Genomic DNA, 19,428 nt, shown 5'->3' with positions numbered 1-19,428 from the left:
ATGCAACGAAGTGGGATGAAGCAATTGCAAAGGTTTGGGATTGCCGCGCTACGTTCGCAATGACATAAGTATTAAATCGAACATGATATGACGATATGTAGTGACAGTTAATAGGGTGATTAACTGCCGCTACAATTGGACTAAATGATCTAAAAAAGAGAAACACTTAATCCTCAGATTTGGATGAATATACAGCAGTGCTACCATTTTATGACACAGCTTGTGCTGATATTTCTTGATGCCGATTTGGTTTGATAAATCGCTCTGTTGTCGTCTTAATTACAATGTACAAAATTGGCACTACAAACAAACTTAAAAAAGTAGCAATTAACATTCCACCAAATACTGTTGTTCCCAGAGATTGCCGACTTCCCGCACCAGCACCTGTAGCAATAGCTAACGGAAAAATCCCCAAGAGTGTAGAAAAGGCAGTCATCAAAATTGGACGTAACCGCTCTTGTGAAGCTTCAATTACTGCTTTGGTAATCGAAAGTCCTTGGTCTCGCAATTGGTTAGCAAATTCCACAATCAAAATTGCGTTTTTACTAGCCAAACCAATCAACATTACCAGTCCAATTTGACAGTAAACATCATTAGCAAAACCGCGCAATGATTGAGCTATCAACGCTCCAAAGATAGCTAAGGGAACTGATAACAAAATGATAAAGGGGTCAATGTAGTTTTCGTATTGAGCGGCTAATACCAAAAACACAAAGATTATTCCTAATCCAAAGATTAGGGGTGCTAAACCACCAGAATCTATTTCTTCTAATGCAGTCCCTGACCATTCGTAGCCATAACCTGCTGGTAAAACTTCTTTTGCAACTTGTTCCATTGCCTTAATTGCGTCTCCAGAACTAGAGCCAGGAGCGGCGGAACCATTAATTTCAATTGAGCGGAACAGATTGTAGTGATTGATAGTTTGCGCTCCCACAGTCGGAGTAACTGTGACTAAGTTACTCAAAGGAATCATTTGATTCGTTTGAGAACGAACGTATAGTTTACCAATATCTTTGGGGTTGGAACGAAACTGTTGATCTGCCTGGATATACACGCGATAATTGCGCTGCTGGAGATTGAAATCATTCACATATTGCGATCCCAAAGCAGTTTGTAAAGTACTGAAGACATCATCTATAGAAACTTGCAATGATTTGGCTTTATTGCGGTCTACTTCCACAAGCAATTGCGGTGTATCTGCGGCAAAAGTACTAAATACAGCTTGTAATCCTGGTGTTTGATTGGCGCGACCTAGCAACTTACCCATCGACTCTACTAAATTTTGTAAGCCAGCGTTACCTCTGCGGTCTTGCAGTTGAAAGACGAAGCCGCCAAAGTTGCCTAAACCTTGAATTGGTGGCGGGTTCATAGGAAAAACTCTGGCTTCTGGGATTGACAACAACTTCCCTTGCAATTTGCCAATAATCGCCTGCACTGATTGATCGGGTCTTGAACGTTCTGCCCAAGGTTTTAAAGTTGTAAAGATGATGCCGCTATTGGCGGTGCTACCACTAAAGCCAAATCCTCCTACAGCGAAAGTCCCTAGCACTTCTGGAAGTGGCAGGATTTCTTTTTCTACTTGTGCCATGACATCGCTGGTGTATTGCAGCGAAACCCCTTGCGGCCCTTGGATAATTGTGATGAAGTAACCTTCGTCTTCATCGGGGAGAAAGGCTGTCGGTACTGTGGTGTACAGCCAAGCAGTCATTCCCAAAGAAACGATAAACAGTCCAATGACGATGCTTTTGAATCGTACCATCCAGGTAAGCGATCGCTCATAGCTTGACCTTACCCATTCCAAGAACCGATTAATTAGGTCAAACAGCCAGCCAATCCACCTGGGCGGTCTTTGTCCTTGACGTAGCAACACCCCACATAAAGATGGCGTTAGGGTCAAAGCCAAAAAAGTTGAAATCGCAATAGAGAAAGCGATCGTCAGGGCAAATTGCCGATAAAGTGCGCCTGTTGTTCCCGGGAAAAATGCCACTGGCACAAACACCGCCATCAACACTAATGAAGTGGCAATAACCGCACTAAACAGTTCCGCCATTGATTCACTTGCGGCTCGGCGAGGACTAACTCCTTTATCCTGAATAAAACGGCTAATTTGCTCCACCACAACGATCGCATCGTCTACCACCATGCCTGATGCTAGAGTCAGACCAAACAAAGTCAAACTATTAATGGAAAAGTTAAAAATTTTGATGAAAACAAATGTCCCAATTAGTGCTAGGGGAATAGTCAGGGCTGGAATTAAAGTGGTTCGCCAATCTTGCAAAAACACAAAAATTACAATCACAACCAGCACTACCGCTTCAATCAGAGTCTTGACCACTTCTGCCATTGACTCTTCTACGAAGGATGTTGTGTCAAAAGCTACTTGATATTTCATTCCTGGTGGAAAGCTCGGTGCCAATCGGGCCAGTTCAGCTTTGACTCCCTTAGCTACATCTAAAGCATTACTACCAGGAACCTGATAAATCCCTAAACCTACAGCATCATTACCCCGAAATCGCAGAAATGTGTTGTAATTTTCTGCGCCCAGTTCGGCTTTACCGACATCTTTGAGCTTGACTAAAGTACCATCACCTTCAGTTTTGAGGACAATTTCTTCAAATTCTGATGGTTCTGATAATCGGCTAGCAGCACGCACATCAAGTTGATACCTCTGCCCTTCAGGAGCTGGTTCTTGTCCAATTCTCCCTGCACCAACTTGCAAGTTTTGTTCGGATAAGGCATTTCCTACATCCTTGGTTGTTAGCCCCCGACTAGCAAGGCGACTCGGATCTAGCCACAGGCGCATTGCGTAGCGACGTTCACCAAAAATTTGAGCGTTGCTCACCCCTTTGACTCTTTTTACAGCATCTGCTATGTAAAGGTCGGCATAATTGCTTAAGAATGTATTGTCGTATTGATTCTTCTCAGCGAATAAACCAATTGCTAAGAGAATGTTGCTAGATTCTTTAGATACCCGCACTCCCGTGCGTTGCACAGAGTCTGGTAGTTGTGGTTGGGCAATAGAAATACGATTTGATTTTGCACATCCACAGCCGCAATATCTTTATCCCGCGATGAATCAAAGGTGGCTGTAATAGTACTAGTACCATCGTTACTGCTACTAGAAGTGAGATATCTTAGTCCTTCAATCCCGTTGATTTGCCTTTCTAAGATATTTGTAACTCCGCTTTCTACGACTTCTGCACTAACTCCGCTATAGTTGGAAGTTACACTGATTTGAGTGGGACTAATTTCTGGAAACCTAGCGATCGGTAGTGAGGGAATACTAATTAATCCTATTAAAAGGATGATGATCGCACTGACTGACGCAAAGATTGGCCGCTTAATAAAGAAGTCAACAAACATAGCTTAACAAATTGGGCATTGGGTATTTGGCATTGGGCATTGAAAAGAGGCAGAGGGGCGAGGTGCAGCAGAGGGGAAAGAGCTAATTTTTTATTCTCCCCTCTGCCCCCCTACTTCCTCATTTCCCATCTTCAACTAAAGCTTCCGACTACCCACTTCTTGCGGTGCAGGGGTAATGGGAGCGCCATTAGTTAGGTTGAGAATACCAGAAACAACAATTTTGTCTCCAGCTTTTAGTCCTTCGATAACTTGATAATTATTCCCCTCAATAACTCCCAATTTCACAGGTTTTTGTTGAGCTACCAGTTTAGGTGCTTCAGCTTTAGGCTTTTCTGCTGGCGCTTCAGCTTTCTTTTCTGTTGGCGCTTCGGCTACAAATACAAAAGTCTCTCCACCTAGGCGAGATACTGCTGTAACTGGAATTAAAATTCCTGGGCGTTGGTTCCAAATCACTTTGGTTTGGACTGACTGGCGATTGAGCAGTTGACTTCTAGAATTACCAAAGTTGGCTTTAACCAAAACTGTTTGCGAATCTGAACTGGCATTTGGAGAGATGAAATTCACCTTACCCCTTGCTGTAGGTAGACCTTGGGCGTTGAGCATTTGCACTGGTAATCCCAAGCGCAGCTTTTTGGCTTCTTCTATAGGAACGGAAATATTCAGTTCTAAAGAGTCATTTCTAGTTAGTGTAGTGAGCTGATCTGCTCTTTCCACATAATCTCCCACCTTCGTAGGAATATCACCAACAATACCAGTGAAAGGTGCAATGACTTTTGTGTATTGTAGCTGGACTTGGGCAGCTTGGACTTGGGCAGCTGCTTGACTTACTTGCGATCGCGCTTGGGCAATTTCTTCTGGACGGGAACCATTTTCTAGTTGCCTTAAGTTCTGCTTCTGTTGTTCTAAGGCTCCAGCTAGCTCATTAACACTAGAAGTTCTGCTTTGGCGAAGTTGGTCTAGGCGTTTCTGGGCAACGACAAGGGCAGCTTCAGCACTTTGCTGTTCTTTGACATATCCTTCTAAGGTATCTTGAGAAACTGCGCCCTCTTTTCTCAATTGTGCGTAGCGCTTGGCTCGTGATTGTGCTAATTCCACATCAGATTTAGCTGATTCAATTTGAGCCTCAGCCTGAGCAATTTCTTGTGGTTGCGATCCTGATTGGGCATCTCGAAGACGAGCTTGAGCTTGGGTTAACTGCGCTCTAGCTTGGGCAATTTCTTCTTTTCGTGTACCAGCTTCCAATTCAGCAAGACGTGCTTGAGCTTGTGCTAGTCCAGCTTTTGCTTGTAATAATTGCGCTTGGACACTATCACTTTCTAGGCTAATAATAGCTTGCCCCTGTTGAACACGGTTGCCCTCTTGAATGAAAATATTGGTAATTCGTCCATCAACCTGTGGCCTGATGATTACCGAACGTGGAGCTTCTAAGGAGCCAATAAACTCAGAACTTTCCTGCACTGTTTCAGTTTGCACAGTCGCTAGCTTGACGGGAATTGCCATCGGTTGACCAGCAGCAGGCCCACCTGCTCCTGCATTACTAGCATTACTAGTTTGCCACCAGCGCCAACCAAAACCAATACCTGCAACTAGCAGAACAATTCCCAATATCATGGGCCAACGCCGTTTTTGAGGTGGCTTAGGCGATCGCTCTAACAATGGTTGTGACTCTTGACTAGAATCGTTAACAGAAGCCTGTTCTGTTTCAATGGGTAGGGGAGAATCAGGGAACTCAGAATGGGACATATTCGGTTTCTCGTCTTGGGGATTTAGACTTGGGCAATCTACTCTTCGCTAAAAAAGCGTTGTTTGAATAGTTTTTTAGCCCTTTGTTTTTGATGTTGGTGTCAAATATATATATTGGGTATTTGGGCGATCGCTCATGTTGTCTAGCACCTGAAATAAATATCGTTTAGCGCATTATGGTTATTTTGTACATTACTTAGCTAAAATCATTGTCAAAGTGTAATTTATAAAACTTTTTTTACTAGCATAAACCCAGTGCCTTAGTTCAAAGAGAAACAGAGTTCATATTGTTGCAGACCAATCAACTGAAACGCTTGCTTCCTGCAATGGCAAAGTGCTAATACCGCGCACAAATAAATTCACAAAATTTTTTATGTAGCATTTACTACTGTAGTCTTGTGTGCTAAGTATATGGCTAAAATGCAGCATACCGGGAAGCAACATAGCCGTGAAATTACCCAGAGATGCTTTCCAATCTATATCCGCAGACACTGCGCCCTGTTCTCGACTCTTGCGTAAGTAAACAACCACTTGTTCGCGCAGCGATTTGTCAGTTTCGTATAAGATTGCAAACACCTTAATTGCCGCCTTGATCAAGCGTCCAGCAGTTTGTGCCCTTCTTGATACTAAGTCTTCCATAAATGTTTGCAAGTGCTTGCTTGCATTATAACCAGATAAGTAGATGGGTGTAAATAATTATCATTGGGATAAAGGGGGAGGGAAAAAGCAGGGAGCAGGGGAAAAAGGGTTTAAGCTGTATTTACTTTTTTTCACATACTTTGCTTTTATTATGCCTACTTACTTGCTAAACGAGATTGTGTATAAGTTACAGATGAGTTTATCGCTCTTAAGTATTAGTGAATATTGATCTTAGGGAAGAGAAGGGTATGGAGCGATGCCAACTTTCGCAGAGGCTTGTCTGCGAAACACTGCGCGTAGCTTGCTTACACGTTCGGGGAGCGTGCGGTAGGCAAGTAGTACGCTGCTTAATTCAGCTTTATTAATCAAGCTTGCAAGTTTCATCAAGTTATCCTCACTAAGAACGACGTGCAATCAATCAGTGTTCTCTAGAGTCCTACTTTTGAGCAGTCTCAACTTCCTACAGTTAGTTCACCCGATCGGTTGGTTTATAATTCACCCAAATGGGTGATTTAATTTATCTCAATCAAGCCACTTATGCGGCTTGCATTGAGTAATAAAATGCGAGGTGCTAAAAATAGCACCTCGCCAACTGTACTGCTTCGCGATCGCAGAGCGCTAGTCAAGATTAAACAACCACAAAATTGTTTTCGGTTAGTGACAATCCCTTTGATAGTTGTGCAAATTGTACCTGAGCAAATGCACCCGCATTGCCATCTTGGTCAAAGTACAATGCACCTGTAATATTGTCATAGATAAATCGTTGATTACTTGTCGTTGCAGATGTTCCGATTATAAACTGGCTAGCTGAGAGCGAACCTATTGATAACCCATAATCAAAACCAGCAGATGATACTTGAATGAGTTCATTAGTAGCGTCGAAATCATAAATAGTATCAAGTCCTTCTGATAAGCCTAGATAGAAGGTATCATTGCCATCGCCACCAGAGAGTACATTATCGCCTGATGAACCGCTAGCATCCAAGGTATCATTACCAGCGCCACCGTTAAGGGTGTTATTGCCAGACGAACGACTCAAATAGGCGGTGTCAAGACCTATATAATCTATGCCAGAGACGGAGAGAGAATCATTGCCGTCGCCCCCAGAGAGTACATTATCGCCTGATGAACCGCTAGCATCCAAGGTATCATTACCAGCACCACCGTCGAGTGTATTATTGCCAAAGGATCGAGAGTCGAAGACGGAGGTGCCGCTATACGGGTCGCTACTTCCTTGCTGATAGCCAGAGACTGAGAGAGAATCATTGCCATCGCCCCCAGAGAGCAGGTTATCGCCTAATGAACCGCTAACATTCAAGGTATCGTTACCTGCATCACCGTTGAGCGTATTATTGCCTAAGTAGCGAAGGTCTTCTTCTTGTTCTTGTGGCCCGTAGCTTTGGTAGTACCGATAGCCAAAGGCAAAAAGAGAATCATTGCCATCGCCCCCAGAGAGCAAATTATTGCCTAGTAATGAGTCAACATTTAAGGTGTCGTTATCGGCACCACCATTGAGAGTATTATTGCCTGCACCACCCCTCAAAAAGTCGTTGCCACTTAAGCCGTCAATGATATCATCACCCCCCTGACCATTGATGACATCATCTGAGTTGTCAAAGCCGTTAACGTTATTGGAGAGGTCGTTAAGGAAGGTGACTGTGTTTTTGTTGAAGATAGTGCTTTGGGTGGAGTTGCCATTAAATACATCAAAGCTGTCAGTGATGCTAGTTTGCCCATCAAACAAGATGTTACCCAAGTCTACAGCAGCTCCTGTAGTTTTGCTGAGGTTATCCAGGTTTTCCAAGGCAAAGTTTTGCAGGATGACTTTGCTGTTATCTAACCCCTGAGAAAAACTGATTTCCAGATTGTTGGCATTCTGGGTCAGCAGGAGATTTTTGGCAGTGAAACCTGAACCTTGAAATGTTATGGTATCCACTTCCGCAATGATGCCTGCTGTCGGCTTTATTCCTTTACCTACGCCACCGAAATCAGTAATGATACTACCAAAAGGATTGTAAAATTTATCCTTGCCACCGCCACCTGTGAGGATATCATTGCCATTACCACCTGTGAGGATATCGTCACCTGCACCACCATTGAGGGTATTATTACCAAAGGCATCAGAGGCAGAGAGAGTATCATTGCCATCGTCTCCAGACAGCAGGTTATCACCTGATAAACCACTAGTACTCAAGGTATCGTCACCTGCACCACCGTTGAGGGTGTTTTTGTAAGATGGGCGTTCTTCCTGAGAGAAGAACGGCGGACTGGGAGAGAAGTTAAAGACAGAGAGATAATCATTGCCATCGCCCCCAGAGAGTACGTTATCACCTTCTGAATAGTCAGCATTCGAGGTATCCTCACCAGCACGATAGTCAACACTCAAGGTATCATTACCTGCACCACCGTTGAGAGTATCATTGCCTGCACCACCCCTGAGTATGTCGTTGCCACTTAAGCCGTCAATGACATCATCACCCCCCTGACCATTGATGACATCATCTGAGTTGTCAAAGCCGTTAACGTTATTGGAGAGGTCGTTAAGGAAGGTGACTGTGTTTTTGTTGAAGATAGTGCTTTGGGTGGAGTTGCCATTAAATACATCAAAGCTGTCAGTGATGCTAGTTTGCCCATCAAACAGGATGTTACCCAAGTCTACAGCAGCTCCTGTAGTTTTGCTGAGGTTATCCAGGTTTTCCAGGGCAAAGTTTTGCAGGATGACTTTGCCGTTATCTAACTGCCCTTCAAAGGTGATTTCCAGATCGTCGCCATTCTGAGCCAGTAGCAGATTTCGGGCAGTTAAAATATCGCCTTTGAGTTTTATCGTATCCACTTCGGCAATGACTTCTGCTGTCGGATTTGTTCCTTTACCTACGCCACTGAAATCAGTGATGGTATAGCGCTCATTGTATGAGTCGTTGTTTAAGCTGTAAACAAATTCATCTTTGCCGCCTCCACCAGTTACCGTGTCGCCGTTCCCGTTAGGTATGATGGTATCGTTGCCTGCTTTACCGTTAATCGTATCGTTGTAATCGTTGCTGCCCACTAAAGTATCATTACTGTTGGTTCCAATGATATTTGCCATAACTTTTGCCTACCTCAATCTATTTTTTCAGTAAATTCAGTTGTCAATTTGCAATTTGTGTTTGAAAACACAAAAATTCACCGGAATCTGCATATTTTATATGTCAACTTGAGGATAAGTAAATTATCGAAAATTCACCCTATTCCAAGGCTTTTACCTATCACTTGTTTAACTATCTCAAACTATCTAAGTCTTAAGCACTGTACAATTTCAGGAGCGCATTCACGAGAATCTGTGATTTCATGCTTTTTAATCATTTTTATTCAGTAGAAATCACTGAACAAAGATGATTAAAAAATCTGGCAATTGCATACCTAAAATATACCCTTGATATTTGTTTTTTTGCCAGCGCCTAAATCTTAAGTATAGAAAATATTTAACGGTTGACTCTTGATGGGTAAAGAGATTTTTATCACCTCTTTGTGAGCTATTTTCACTGGGTGTCTATTTTGAACATAGAGAACGTCTCAGAGGAGGTTTTAAAATTCTCTCTCTAAAGGGTATAATTTTGCCGTCTCTATTGGGTTAAGTATAACACCAAATCAAAGTTTTAACTATATACTGAGATGCTTCGCTATGCTAACTATAGAGAGCAAAAGTCTCTTTCAAAACGTCTTTTCATAATACTTATCGGTTTTTGCAGTTCAAAAGAGGAATTTGGTTTGGGGGAAAGGTGAAAGGTGAAAGGTTTTTTCTTTCCCTTTTCCCCTTAACCGAAAAGTATTGTGAACATCTCATCAGCTTCCAAATAACTGCATAGTCAAGTACAAGTGTCCTATGCCCTTCAACCATCCACAACTGATTTTTTAGAATCTAATTTTGGTAAAATTCCTACAGATGATTTTCGGTTAGTAACAACATAAGAAAGCAACCCTTCATAACGATCAAGTGCTTGCTCCAAAGAATAGTTTTCTTCGGCAAACTGTCTTCCTGTGTTACCTAGCCTCGCACTTAGAGCAGGATTAGCATATAAATTATGTACCGCAGCGGCCATTGCATCAGGTGATTCTGGCTCAACAATTATCCCACCACCACTAAGTTGGATTGCTTTAGCAGCTGTACCAGTGGCGGGAACTGAACCCACAATCGGACGACCACTCGCCAACAGCAGTGGTATTTTTGAAGGCATATTGAACGAAATCACATTGCGCTTTTGCACAATTAGCCCCACATCAGATGCTGCTAGCATTTCGGGTAGTTTTTCTCGCGGCTGTAACGGTAATAGCAAAACATTGTCTGCTCCATTTAAGAGACAATATTCCTGCAATCTTTGCAATGCTATTGACTCGCCAACGATGACAAAGACAATCTCCTTGATATGACGTAAGCAAACGGCCGCTTTTATTACTGTTTCTAAACCTTGCGTTAAAGCAATGTTTCCCGAATAAAGTACTACAAATTTGCCATCTAGTTGATGGCTAGATATCCACGAGTTATTCTCTTTCGGTAAAGGGTGGATGAAATTTACATTTACCCAATTGGGAATACAAACGATTTTATTAACAGGTACTCCTTTATTCACTAAATTCTCATGAAAAGCATCGGCAATGACACTAATAGTGTGTGCAGACTGATATGCAAATTTCTCCAGAGCTGCAAGAGTTCGGATCATCCACTTGTTTTTCAATAGCCCGATACGTACCGCAGCTTCTGGTAGAATATCTTGTACATTTAAAACTACTGGGCAGTTGTATAACCAACCAAATATTGTTGCTGGTAGTGTCCCTAGTAAGGGGGGAATTGTTAAGATAATTACATCGGGGCGTTCGCCTTTAAAGACTTGGGGTAAGCTCGTAAAAACAAAGCTCAACTCTAGTAATAGACGATCTACAAGGTTAGGTTTAGACTTAATTCTTAGATAACTTCGCTGAATAGTAACACCATTTTTTTGTTCATTACTATACCATTTCCCCCGATACCCATCGTAAATTTCGCGCTGAGGATAGTTGGGCATTCCCGTAATCACTCGCACTTCATGATCTCGCTTTACTAGTCCTTCTGCCAATTCAGTCATTAACGGAGCAATTCCAATTGGCTCTGGATGATAGTTGTAGGAATAAATCAGAATATGCATGAGCTATTTATAAATTTAATAAAGACAGTCTCAGATGATCGATTTACTCCTTAATAGCTAGTAGTTGCTACTACTGGCGATTACTTATTTTAACGTTGTAAGATTGCTTGATTAAAATTGCGTTAACTAAGTGGGCAAGAATAAATCAAACTATGTGTTTTGCAATGTGATTTTAATGAAATGGGCTCGTAGTAAGCGGCTCCAGCCCTATATTCAAGGCAAGAGCCGCTTACTACATACAAACATTTAATTATTTACGCCCACTTACTTAAACATTGGCTATAATTTATCATGATTTTTAAAAGGTAATTTTTACACTGTATAAAACAATTAAAAATCAAAACATCACCTTATGTAAATAGGTTAGCTTGTTATAAACATAGGCTTTAATTTCTAGTGATTATGACAATAGTTGGTCTAGTTGTTTCTGAACTAATGCCTAAATTTCCACTTGAGGGATTGTAGCATTAGATTCACGGTTGTGCATATAACCCTCATTCCGCCTTGTAAACTGGCACATGAAGTATTTTTAACTGGATCATCTGTATTGTCTTCATTGGACAGCATCCTAGTTTTTTGAGTATTTCAAAGGCACTGACTAAAACAGCGCTGAGTGAAAAGTAAAATTAATTGCATTCAAGACTGAACGTAAAAGTCTTGATGACGAACCAACGAGTTGGCAGATATCAATGCATCAAACAAAACTAAGCTTACAATAAAAATATGTATCCGTATATACTGCACAAAATCACGGTAGTAGATGTAATGAATTAATGAAGAAAAGCACTATTTTTGTGAAGTTTTGCATAAAATACTAAGTTTATAGCGATGTTTTACGACAAGCTGCTTTGCCTCTACGGTCGTTTGTATGCAATACACTCTGACCTAACTTTCATTCCTCATTTATGTATAGGGTTTTCCTTTTGTCTTCTGCAATGACCCATTCAGCTAAAAATCACGAGCGATCGCCTGAGAATACCTGATAAAGTTGAGCTACGCAAAGTTGAAAACAGTGTTATATGCCTGGGTTTCTATTAGAAGTTGGTACAGAAGAACTACCTGCAAGTTTTCTCAGTGATGCTTTAGTGCAATGGCAGGAACGCATTCCCCAAAGCTTGGAAGCAAACACCCTCAAGGGCGAAAGTGTCCAGGTATACGGTACTCCCCGGCGGCTGGCGGTACTAATTACAGGTTTACCATCTCAGCAACCAGACCGAGAAGAAGAAATTAAAGGGCCTCCCGCCCAAGCCGCCTTTAAAAATGGTCAGCCGACACCAGCAGCGGTAGGTTTTGCCAAAAAGCAAGGTGTGGAACTGGATGCGCTGTCTATTCGCCCCACTGACAAAGGCGAATTTGTATTTGTACAAAAAAGAATTTCTGGTCGTCCTGTGGCGGAAATTTTGACAGAACTTGTTTCCCAGTGGATTTGGGGATTAGAAGGTAAACGGTTAATGCGTTGGGGAAATGGAGATGCGAGGTTTTCCCGACCAATTCGTTGGTTGGTCGCTTTGTTAGATGAGACAGTGCTGCCTCTAGAATTAGTAAATGGTTCTAAAACGATTCAGAGCGATCGCATTTCTCAAGGTCATCGGGTCTTGCATCCTGAACCTGTGACAATTGCCCAAGCTACTGATTATGTTACCGCTCTCAAGTCTGTATTTGTCAACGTTGACCCAGAAGAACGGGCAAATATTATCAAAGAGCAAGTAAATGCAGTTGCAGATAATTTAGGCGGGTATACAGTAATTTACCCCGATTTATTAGCGGAAGTAACCAACCTTGTAGAATATCCTTCCGCAGTTGTCGGTAAATTTGAACCAGAATTTTTGGAATTACCAAGCGAGGTAATTACTGAAGTTATGGTTACTCATCAGCGTTATTTCCCTGTATTTAAACCAGATAGTTCTGAGCAAGAATTATTGCCCAACTTCATTACCATTTCTAATGCTGATCCCCAGAAATCAGATATTGTTTCCGTCGGCAATGAAAGGGTAATTCGTGCCAGATTAGCTGATGGCAGATTTTTCTACGAAGCTGATTTAACTAAGCCAATAGATAGCTTTTTACCGCAGTTAGAAAAAGTTACTTTCCAAGAAGAATTGGGTTCGGTGCGTACCAAGGTAGATAGAGTAGTTAAGATTGCCGAACGAATAACCACTCAATTAGAATTAACGGAAAATCAAAGCCAAAGAATTCAACGTGCTGCTTTATTATGTAAAGCAGATTTGGTTAGCCAAATGGTGTATGAATTTCCCGAATTGCAAGGCATCATGGGAGAAAAATATGCCTTAGCCAGTGGTGAAGATGCCGATGTAGCAAAGGCAATTTATCAACATTATTTGCCAATGGGAGCCAGTGATAATTTCCCCGAAACGCTCACGGGTCAAATTGTCGCTTTGGCAGATAGATTAGATACTTTAGTGAGTATCTTTGGTTTAGGTTTAATTCCCTCTGGTTCCTCTGATCCCTATGCTTTGCGCCGTGCTGCTAATGCCGTAGTTAAAATTACTTGGTTTTATAATTTGCCGATAAACTTAGATGATTTATTGGCACAAATAGCCACGGATTTTGCAGCGAAACATCACAAAGATCAAGCATCATTAACCGCAGCATTACAAGACTTTTTCTTACAACGCATCCGCACTTTACTACAAGAAGAAAAACAGATTGATTACGACTTGGTAAATGCAGTTTTGGGAGAAAATGACCCAGAATATACAGAACGGACATTAAAGGATTTATTGGATGTACGCGATCGCGCCTTATACTTACAACAAATCCGTAATGACAGTACCTTAGATAACATCTACGAAACAGTTAACCGTTCTACCCGATTAGCTGCACAAGGTGATTTGGATACAAAACAGCTAGAACCAACAACCGTAGTTCGTCAAGAACTATTCCAAAAGCCCTCTGAGACAGCTTTGTATAATGCCCTAATCGAATCAGTACCGCAAACTCAAGCAGCACAACAGACGCGAAATTATCAATTATTAGTAGCAGCACTCACAAAAATTGCTCCGACAGTTAGTAATTTCTTTGATGGGCCAGATAGCGTTTTAGTTATGGACTCCGATCCAGAAGTCAAGCGTAATCGATTACATTTGCTGGGACTAGTTCGCAATCATGCCCGTGTTTTAGCTGATTTTGGTGCGATCGTCAAAAATCTGTAGCGTAGGTCAACAAAAAGTTGTGTAATTTTTGCAAAGAAGCGCTACTATAGGGAGTGCTTAACCAGGGACTCTGCTGCAATCTATGCCTAGAGCTACTGTAATTGGATTGGGAAAGTCCGGTGTTGCTGCGGCGAGATTGTTGAAACAGGAAGGTTGGGAGGTAGAGCTGAGTGATAGCAACACCTCCGAAACCCTCCTGCAACAACAACAAGAACTCGCTGCCGAGCAAATAACCGTAAAACTAGGCCAATCCCTAGAATTGAATGGTGCTAATTTACCCCAATTAATAGTCGTTAGTCCTGGCGTGCCTTGGGATATTCCCGTATTAATCAAGGCACGCCAATTAGGTATTGAAACCATTGGGGAAATGGAACTCGCTTGGCGAAATTTGCAATCGCTACCTTGGGTAGGAATTACTGGCACTAACGGCAAAACTACTACCGCAGCTTTAATTGCTGCCATTTTTCAAGCAGCGGGTTTAAATGCACCTGCCTGCGGTAACATTGGCTACGCCGCTTGTGATGTTGTCCTATCTTGGAGGAAGCAGGGAGCAGGGGAGGCAGGGGAGGCAGAGGAAGCATTTGATAATTCCTCACTTTTAACTTCTCACTCCTCACTTTTAACTCCTAACTCTTCACTGGACTGGGTGATTGTGGAAATTAGCAGCTATCAAATAGAATCTTCGAGTTCTCTTGCACCACGCATCGGTGTATGGACGACTTTCACGCCGGATCATCTTAGTCGCCATCAGACTTTAGAGAATTATTACAACATCAAAGCCAAGCTGTTGCGTCAGTCCGAGTTGCAAGTGTTCAATGGCGATGATGCCTACTTGAGGCAGCAAGGTTTAAGTGCTTGGCCTAATGCCTACTGGACAAGTGTCAAAGGAAAAGACTTCCTGATTAGCGAAAAAGGCTTTTACATCGAAGACGACTGGGTTGTGGAAAAGTTGACTGCAACCTCTACACCAGAACCGATTGTGAAAGTATCTACTTTACGGATGGTGGGAGAACATAACCAGCAAAATCTTTTGATGGCAGTAGCAACGGCAAGATTAGCGGGAATTAATCGTGATGCGATCGCACTTGCAATTCGAGAATTTCCTGGCGTTGCTCATCGTTTGGAGCATATCTGCACTTGGGAAGGTATTGATTTCGTTAACGATAGCAAAGCCACTAACTACGATGCTGCCGAAGTTGGTTTAGCATCCGTTGACAGTCCAGCAATTTTAATTGCTGGTGGAGAAGCTAAAGCAGGAGATGATACTGGTTGGCTAGCACAAATTCAAACCAAAGCTGCTGCTGTGTTATTAATTGGCTCTGCTGCACCTGCATTTGCCAAACGTCTCCAAGAGGTGGGGTATCATACATACCATATTGTGGAAACTATAGAAAGGGCAGTTCCCAAATCGGCGGAATTAGCCAAGCAGTATCAAGCGCGGGTGGTGTTGCTGTCTCCGGCTTGCGCGAGTTTCGACCAGTACCCGAATTTTGAGGTGCGGGGCGATCGTTTCCGTCAGTTATGCCTCGCTTGGGTGGGAGGTTGGCAGCCTACCAGGGTAGAGCTTCCAGAGTTTGAAAACTCTAGTCAAGAGTCCATAGTTCAAAGTCGATAAGCATTGTTTGTCTACAAGTTCGTAGTAAGGACTAAAGTGCTTATAGCGGTTCTCGTTTAGGTGAGGTACACGCGTAGGGGCACGGCATGCCGTGCCCCTACACCTTGCGTATGCGTACTTTTATGCTACTACTTATCTGTACAGCTGAAATTTCTGTTACAGATAGCGTGCCTTATTAAGGAAGCAAAGTAAACGCAATTATGTCCGTCATTTTGTCGTGGGTTTCAGCATTGCCACCATACATATTCAATTAACCAATGGGGCGATTTCCGGGATTGACTGCATGAATATATTCACTACCCGATCGCGGCCTTCCTCGTTTATAATAAGCTTCTTCTGGTTTACCCCATCCTAGCTGCAAAATCATTTCCAAAAAGCTAGTATTTTCCCACTTACACAAACTTGCCCACTCTGTTCTTTGAACAATTCTCTCTACATCGGATGTGACAATTTGTTGGTATTGTTTACTATTATTGAAACTCAAGTACAAATCCATCCCGATAGAGACTTCATACCAAAATTCTACGATGGAATTTTTAGCGGCTTTTAATATCTCTAAGTCACCATTGAGGGCAATTAAGTCAGTATCTATTTCGGGATAGTGCAAGATTTTTCCTTTAACTGTCAATTCCCGCCAGATAATACCGGAAACTCGATTTTCTTTCTGATACTCGTGAATTGCAGTTTTGAAATCTTGATAAGCAGTGAACTGTTGCAGCCCATCAGTTCTGATAAACTGGTCAATTACAGGATTGCCAGAGGCTGTTATTTCTAATTTTAGGCGTTTTCCTTTGAGGCAAGCTTGGCGTTCGGCTGCCAAAATTTGAATTAGCTCCTGGGTGGTGTAAACTTTTGACATCAGAGTACACTCTATTTAGTCATGGGCATTGGGCATTGATTACGGACTATAGACTATGGATTAATTTCCTCAATTATGAACACAGATATTTCAATATTATGCTTTGACATTGACGGCAATGTAGTAACAGATATCACTAAAAATTAGGGCAGACCAATTTGGTCTACCCCATAAGTTACCTAGCTAACTCACTACTAAACTCATTGAAGGCTCGCCGTTTTAACTGTCCTGTTTCCGTGCTGGGTAACAAATCAAAGATTTTGCGAAATTGCTCGTCTATTTCTTCAAAAGGTACTTGACCCTTCTTATTCAAAACGACCTCACCTGATTTATTAAACACCACGACCTGAGGAACAGCCCCAGAATAGTAATATCCTGTTTCTGTAGGGTCGTAGGTCTGTTTAAGCGGGATAGCATCTACATTAATAGGCATAATTTCTGCTACCCGACCATAGAATTCCTGTACCCGTGAAATGGAAATGGCATACCTTTTGGAATCGCTGCTGTCATCCAAATAAAAGGCCAAAAATATGGGTTTATGTTCTGCTAAAGCCTGTGCCAGTGTCTGCCTGGGAGGAACCAATGAACCATTACCAGCATAAACGACAAAGATGTTGCCATCATATAAATCATTATTAAGACCAGCGTATGCAGGTTGCATACTTATAATGAAAAGACTTGCAAGCAACAACAGGCATTTGGACAACCACCTTTGCCAGCCAGTAATTTGTTTATGTAAAAAAAGAAACTTTGTGCTATTCATCAAAAAGAACCTTGCAAGCTACTACTTGTCGTGAGTTTGTGCTGAATTCGGCAAACTGGGCTGGATATGTAATTATGCCCGCGCACTACTTTTTAAGATAACGCCTACTGAGATTATCTCTTGTAAGTGGATGATGGAAATAAACGAGGTTCTGAGGTGGATGAATCCAGTTCTGAGGTGGATGAACGGAGTTCCGAGGTGGATGAACGGAGTTCTGAGGTGGATGAACGGAGTTCCGAGGTGGATGAACGGAGTTCTGAGGTGGATGAACGGAGTTCTGAGGTGGATGAACGGAGTTCCGAAGTGTATGAACGGAGTTCTGAGGTGGATGAACGGAGTTCCGAGGTGGATGAACGGAGTTCCGAGGTGGATGAACGGAGTTCTGAGGTGGATGAAGTATGATTCTAACTCTCCCCTGCTCCTTGCCCCCTTGTACTGAGCGACTTGCCCTGAGCGTAGTCGTACCCCTGCGAGGAAGCAAGCTACGCTGTCCCGTAGGGAAGGGAGTCGAAGTATGTCCCTTTGCCTCCACTCCCCTGATTTCCTGCAACTTGATTTTGAGGCTGGCTTTTTCAGCCAGGATTCGCTAAACTCACGCATATTAAATTTGCAATTAAATACTCTTAATTAGCAACTGCCAGAAGACTAGGATACCGATGTGGGCAACAAAATACAATTCATAGATAGGCTGCGATTGGGTTTCGCGGTATCAGTGGCAAAAAGTGTGACGTTTATAGTGCGATCGCTCCGTCTGGGTGCTGCTAGTGTATTACCAGGCTCGATTGCTCGTCGCATTGAACCCCGACTTTTACAATTATTGAGTCAGCAAGTTAAAAATGGAGTGATTTTAATTGCTGGTACTAACGGCAAAACCACTACAGCCCTGCTTTTATGCACAATACTAGAACGCAAAGGTTTTCGCGTCACTCATAATTCTACAGGTGCAAATCTGGAAAATGGCTTAATGACGGCGCTGTTAGAAAGCACCAACTTACTAGGTACGCTAAATACTGATTACGCCATTTTGGAAGTTGATGAAAATATTGTCCCAAGAGTATTAGCGCCACTCCAGCCGCGAATTATTCTCTGTTTAAACTTGTTCCGTGACCAACTTGATAGGTACGGGGAAGTAGACACAATTAGTAAGCGTTGGACAAAAGTTATTTCTACGCTACCAGCAGAAACAGTGGTAATTCCTAATGCTGACGACCCAACTTTATCTAACCTCGGTCAGCAGTTACCCCAACGGGTGTTATTCTTTGGCTTGAATGAACCAGAACATTATTTAGAAGCTATTCCTCACGCTGTTGATTCTATTTATTGTCCCAAATGTGGACATTCTTTAGATTACAAGGGTGTTTATTTGTCTCATTTGGGAGATTTTACTTGTCCTAAATGTGGTTTTAGTAAAAGCAAACCGATTCTAGAAAGTAATGAATGGTCGCAAATTCTGGTTGGTTTGTACAACAAATATAATACTTTAGCTGCTGCTACTGCGGCTATTGAGTTGGGGGTTGATGAAGTAACAATCAGAGATACTATTAATACCTTTCAAGCTGCCTTTGGTCGTGCGGAAGATTTAGTAATTAACGGTAAACGCGTGCGGATATTGTTATCAAAAAATCCTGTGGGAACGAATGAAACTATTCGCGTAGTTACTCAAAGCACAGATAAAACCACGCTGCTAGTCTTGAACGATCGCACACCCGATGGCACTGATGTATCCTGGATTTGGGACGTAGATACCGAGAAATTAGTCGAACGCGGCGGGACTTTAGTAGTGAGTGGCGATCGCGTCTATGATATGGCACTACGTCTACGTTACAGCCAAAAGTCTCATCAAAGTAATTTAAATTTAATTGTCGAAGAAGATTTGCGACAAGCGATCGCTACTGCATTAGAGCATACACCAGAGAATGAAACTTTGCATATTCTGCCTACCTACTCAGCCATGCTAGAAGTGCGAGAAGTTCTGACTGGTCGTAAAATTCTTTAAATTGGACAGTGGGAATTAGAAAAATTTTTCCCATTCCCCAGTTCCCACGATCCAATCCAATTACGAATTACGTTAGCGTAGCGGTAGCGAGTCATCGAGCGTCATTACGAATTACGAA

At 42.3% G+C, this 19,428-nt stretch carries 10 protein-coding genes and 2 pseudogenes; 4 read left to right on the top strand and 8 right to left on the bottom strand.

The genetic code is table 11. The features are described 5' to 3' along the window. Positions 1-208: 208 nt before the first annotated feature. The 6 genes and pseudogenes from H6G97_RS12505 to H6G97_RS12480 all read right to left on the bottom strand — a co-directional run bounded on the left by H6G97_RS12505 (position 209) and on the right by H6G97_RS12480 (position 10,904). A pseudogene (locus tag H6G97_RS12505) lies at positions 209-3,363 on the bottom strand (efflux RND transporter permease subunit). Between the two features lie 135 nt (positions 3,364-3,498). After that, positions 3,499-5,106 (bottom strand): efflux RND transporter periplasmic adaptor subunit, encoded by a 1,608-nt coding sequence (locus tag H6G97_RS12500; protein ID WP_190940923.1) that lies wholly within the window; start codon positions 5,104-5,106, stop codon positions 3,499-3,501. 282 nt (positions 5,107-5,388) lie between these two features. After that, positions 5,389-5,745, bottom strand: coding sequence for a hypothetical protein (locus H6G97_RS12495; protein WP_190940922.1), 357 nt, complete (start codon positions 5,743-5,745; stop codon positions 5,389-5,391). Between the two features lie 231 nt (positions 5,746-5,976). After that, the gene (locus H6G97_RS12490) at positions 5,977-6,129 is read right to left on the bottom strand and encodes a hypothetical protein (RefSeq protein ID WP_190940921.1); all 153 of its coding nucleotides are present in this window, start codon (positions 6,127-6,129) and stop codon (positions 5,977-5,979) included. Positions 6,130-6,373: 244 nt separating this feature from the next. Continuing rightward, positions 6,374-8,830: pseudogene (locus tag H6G97_RS12485) on the bottom strand (beta strand repeat-containing protein); the annotation flags it as partial. Positions 8,831-9,614: 784 nt separating this feature from the next. Further along, positions 9,615-10,904, bottom strand: a complete 1,290-nt coding sequence (locus H6G97_RS12480) for a glycosyltransferase family 4 protein (protein WP_190940919.1) — start codon at positions 10,902-10,904, stop codon at positions 9,615-9,617. A 1,019-nt stretch (positions 10,905-11,923) separates the two neighbouring features. On the opposite strand from H6G97_RS12480, the gene glyS reads away from it, so the two are divergent. Both glyS and murD read left to right on the top strand, forming a co-directional pair. After that, the gene (gene glyS, locus H6G97_RS12475) at positions 11,924-14,077 is read left to right on the top strand and encodes a glycine--tRNA ligase subunit beta (RefSeq protein ID WP_190940918.1); all 2,154 of its coding nucleotides are present in this window, start codon (positions 11,924-11,926) and stop codon (positions 14,075-14,077) included. A gap of 82 nt (positions 14,078-14,159) precedes the next feature. Continuing rightward, positions 14,160-15,692 carry a UDP-N-acetylmuramoyl-L-alanine--D-glutamate ligase gene (gene murD / locus H6G97_RS12470; RefSeq protein WP_190940917.1) on the top strand — a complete coding sequence of 511 codons (1,533 nt, stop codon included), beginning with the start codon at positions 14,160-14,162 and terminating at the stop codon, positions 15,690-15,692. A gap of 250 nt (positions 15,693-15,942) precedes the next feature. On the opposite strand, the gene H6G97_RS12465 is transcribed toward murD, so the two are convergent. Continuing rightward, the gene (locus H6G97_RS12465) at positions 15,943-16,551 is read right to left on the bottom strand and encodes a hypothetical protein (RefSeq protein ID WP_190940916.1); all 609 of its coding nucleotides are present in this window, start codon (positions 16,549-16,551) and stop codon (positions 15,943-15,945) included. A gap of 175 nt (positions 16,552-16,726) precedes the next feature. Beyond that, the gene (locus H6G97_RS12460) at positions 16,727-17,314 is read right to left on the bottom strand and encodes a thylakoid membrane photosystem I accumulation factor (RefSeq protein ID WP_190940915.1); all 588 of its coding nucleotides are present in this window, start codon (positions 17,312-17,314) and stop codon (positions 16,727-16,729) included. A gap of 156 nt (positions 17,315-17,470) precedes the next feature. On the opposite strand from H6G97_RS12460, the gene H6G97_RS12455 reads away from it, so the two are divergent. After that, positions 17,471-17,716, top strand: a complete 246-nt coding sequence (locus tag H6G97_RS12455) for a hypothetical protein (protein ID WP_190940914.1) — start codon at positions 17,471-17,473, stop codon at positions 17,714-17,716. 256 nt (positions 17,717-17,972) lie between these two features. Next, the gene (locus tag H6G97_RS12450) at positions 17,973-19,310 is read left to right on the top strand and encodes a MurT ligase domain-containing protein (protein WP_190940913.1); all 1,338 of its coding nucleotides are present in this window, start codon (positions 17,973-17,975) and stop codon (positions 19,308-19,310) included. Positions 19,311-19,428 lie beyond the last annotated feature (118 nt).

The organism is Nostoc flagelliforme FACHB-838, from assembly GCF_014698065.1.
Taxonomy (GTDB): domain Bacteria; phylum Cyanobacteriota; class Cyanobacteriia; order Cyanobacteriales; family Nostocaceae; genus Nostoc; species Nostoc flagelliforme_B.
This window is presented reverse-complemented; position numbering and strand designations above follow the sequence as displayed.

Coding starts and splice junctions, on each gene's coding strand:
- H6G97_RS12490 (WP_190940921.1), bottom strand. CDS start 6,129: ATGAAACTTGCAAGCTTGATTAATAAAGCTGAATTAAGCAGCGTACTA.
- glyS (WP_190940918.1), top strand. CDS start 11,924: ATGCCTGGGTTTCTATTAGAAGTTGGTACAGAAGAACTACCTGCAAGT.
- H6G97_RS12460 (WP_190940915.1), bottom strand. CDS start 17,314: ATGAATAGCACAAAGTTTCTTTTTTTACATAAACAAATTACTGGCTGG.
- H6G97_RS12495 (WP_190940922.1), bottom strand. CDS start 5,745: ATGGAAGACTTAGTATCAAGAAGGGCACAAACTGCTGGACGCTTGATC.
- murD (WP_190940917.1), top strand. CDS start 14,160: ATGCCTAGAGCTACTGTAATTGGATTGGGAAAGTCCGGTGTTGCTGCG.
- H6G97_RS12480 (WP_190940919.1), bottom strand. CDS start 10,904: ATGCATATTCTGATTTATTCCTACAACTATCATCCAGAGCCAATTGGA.
- H6G97_RS12500 (WP_190940923.1), bottom strand. CDS start 5,106: ATGTCCCATTCTGAGTTCCCTGATTCTCCCCTACCCATTGAAACAGAA.
- H6G97_RS12465 (WP_190940916.1), bottom strand. CDS start 16,551: ATGTCAAAAGTTTACACCACCCAGGAGCTAATTCAAATTTTGGCAGCC.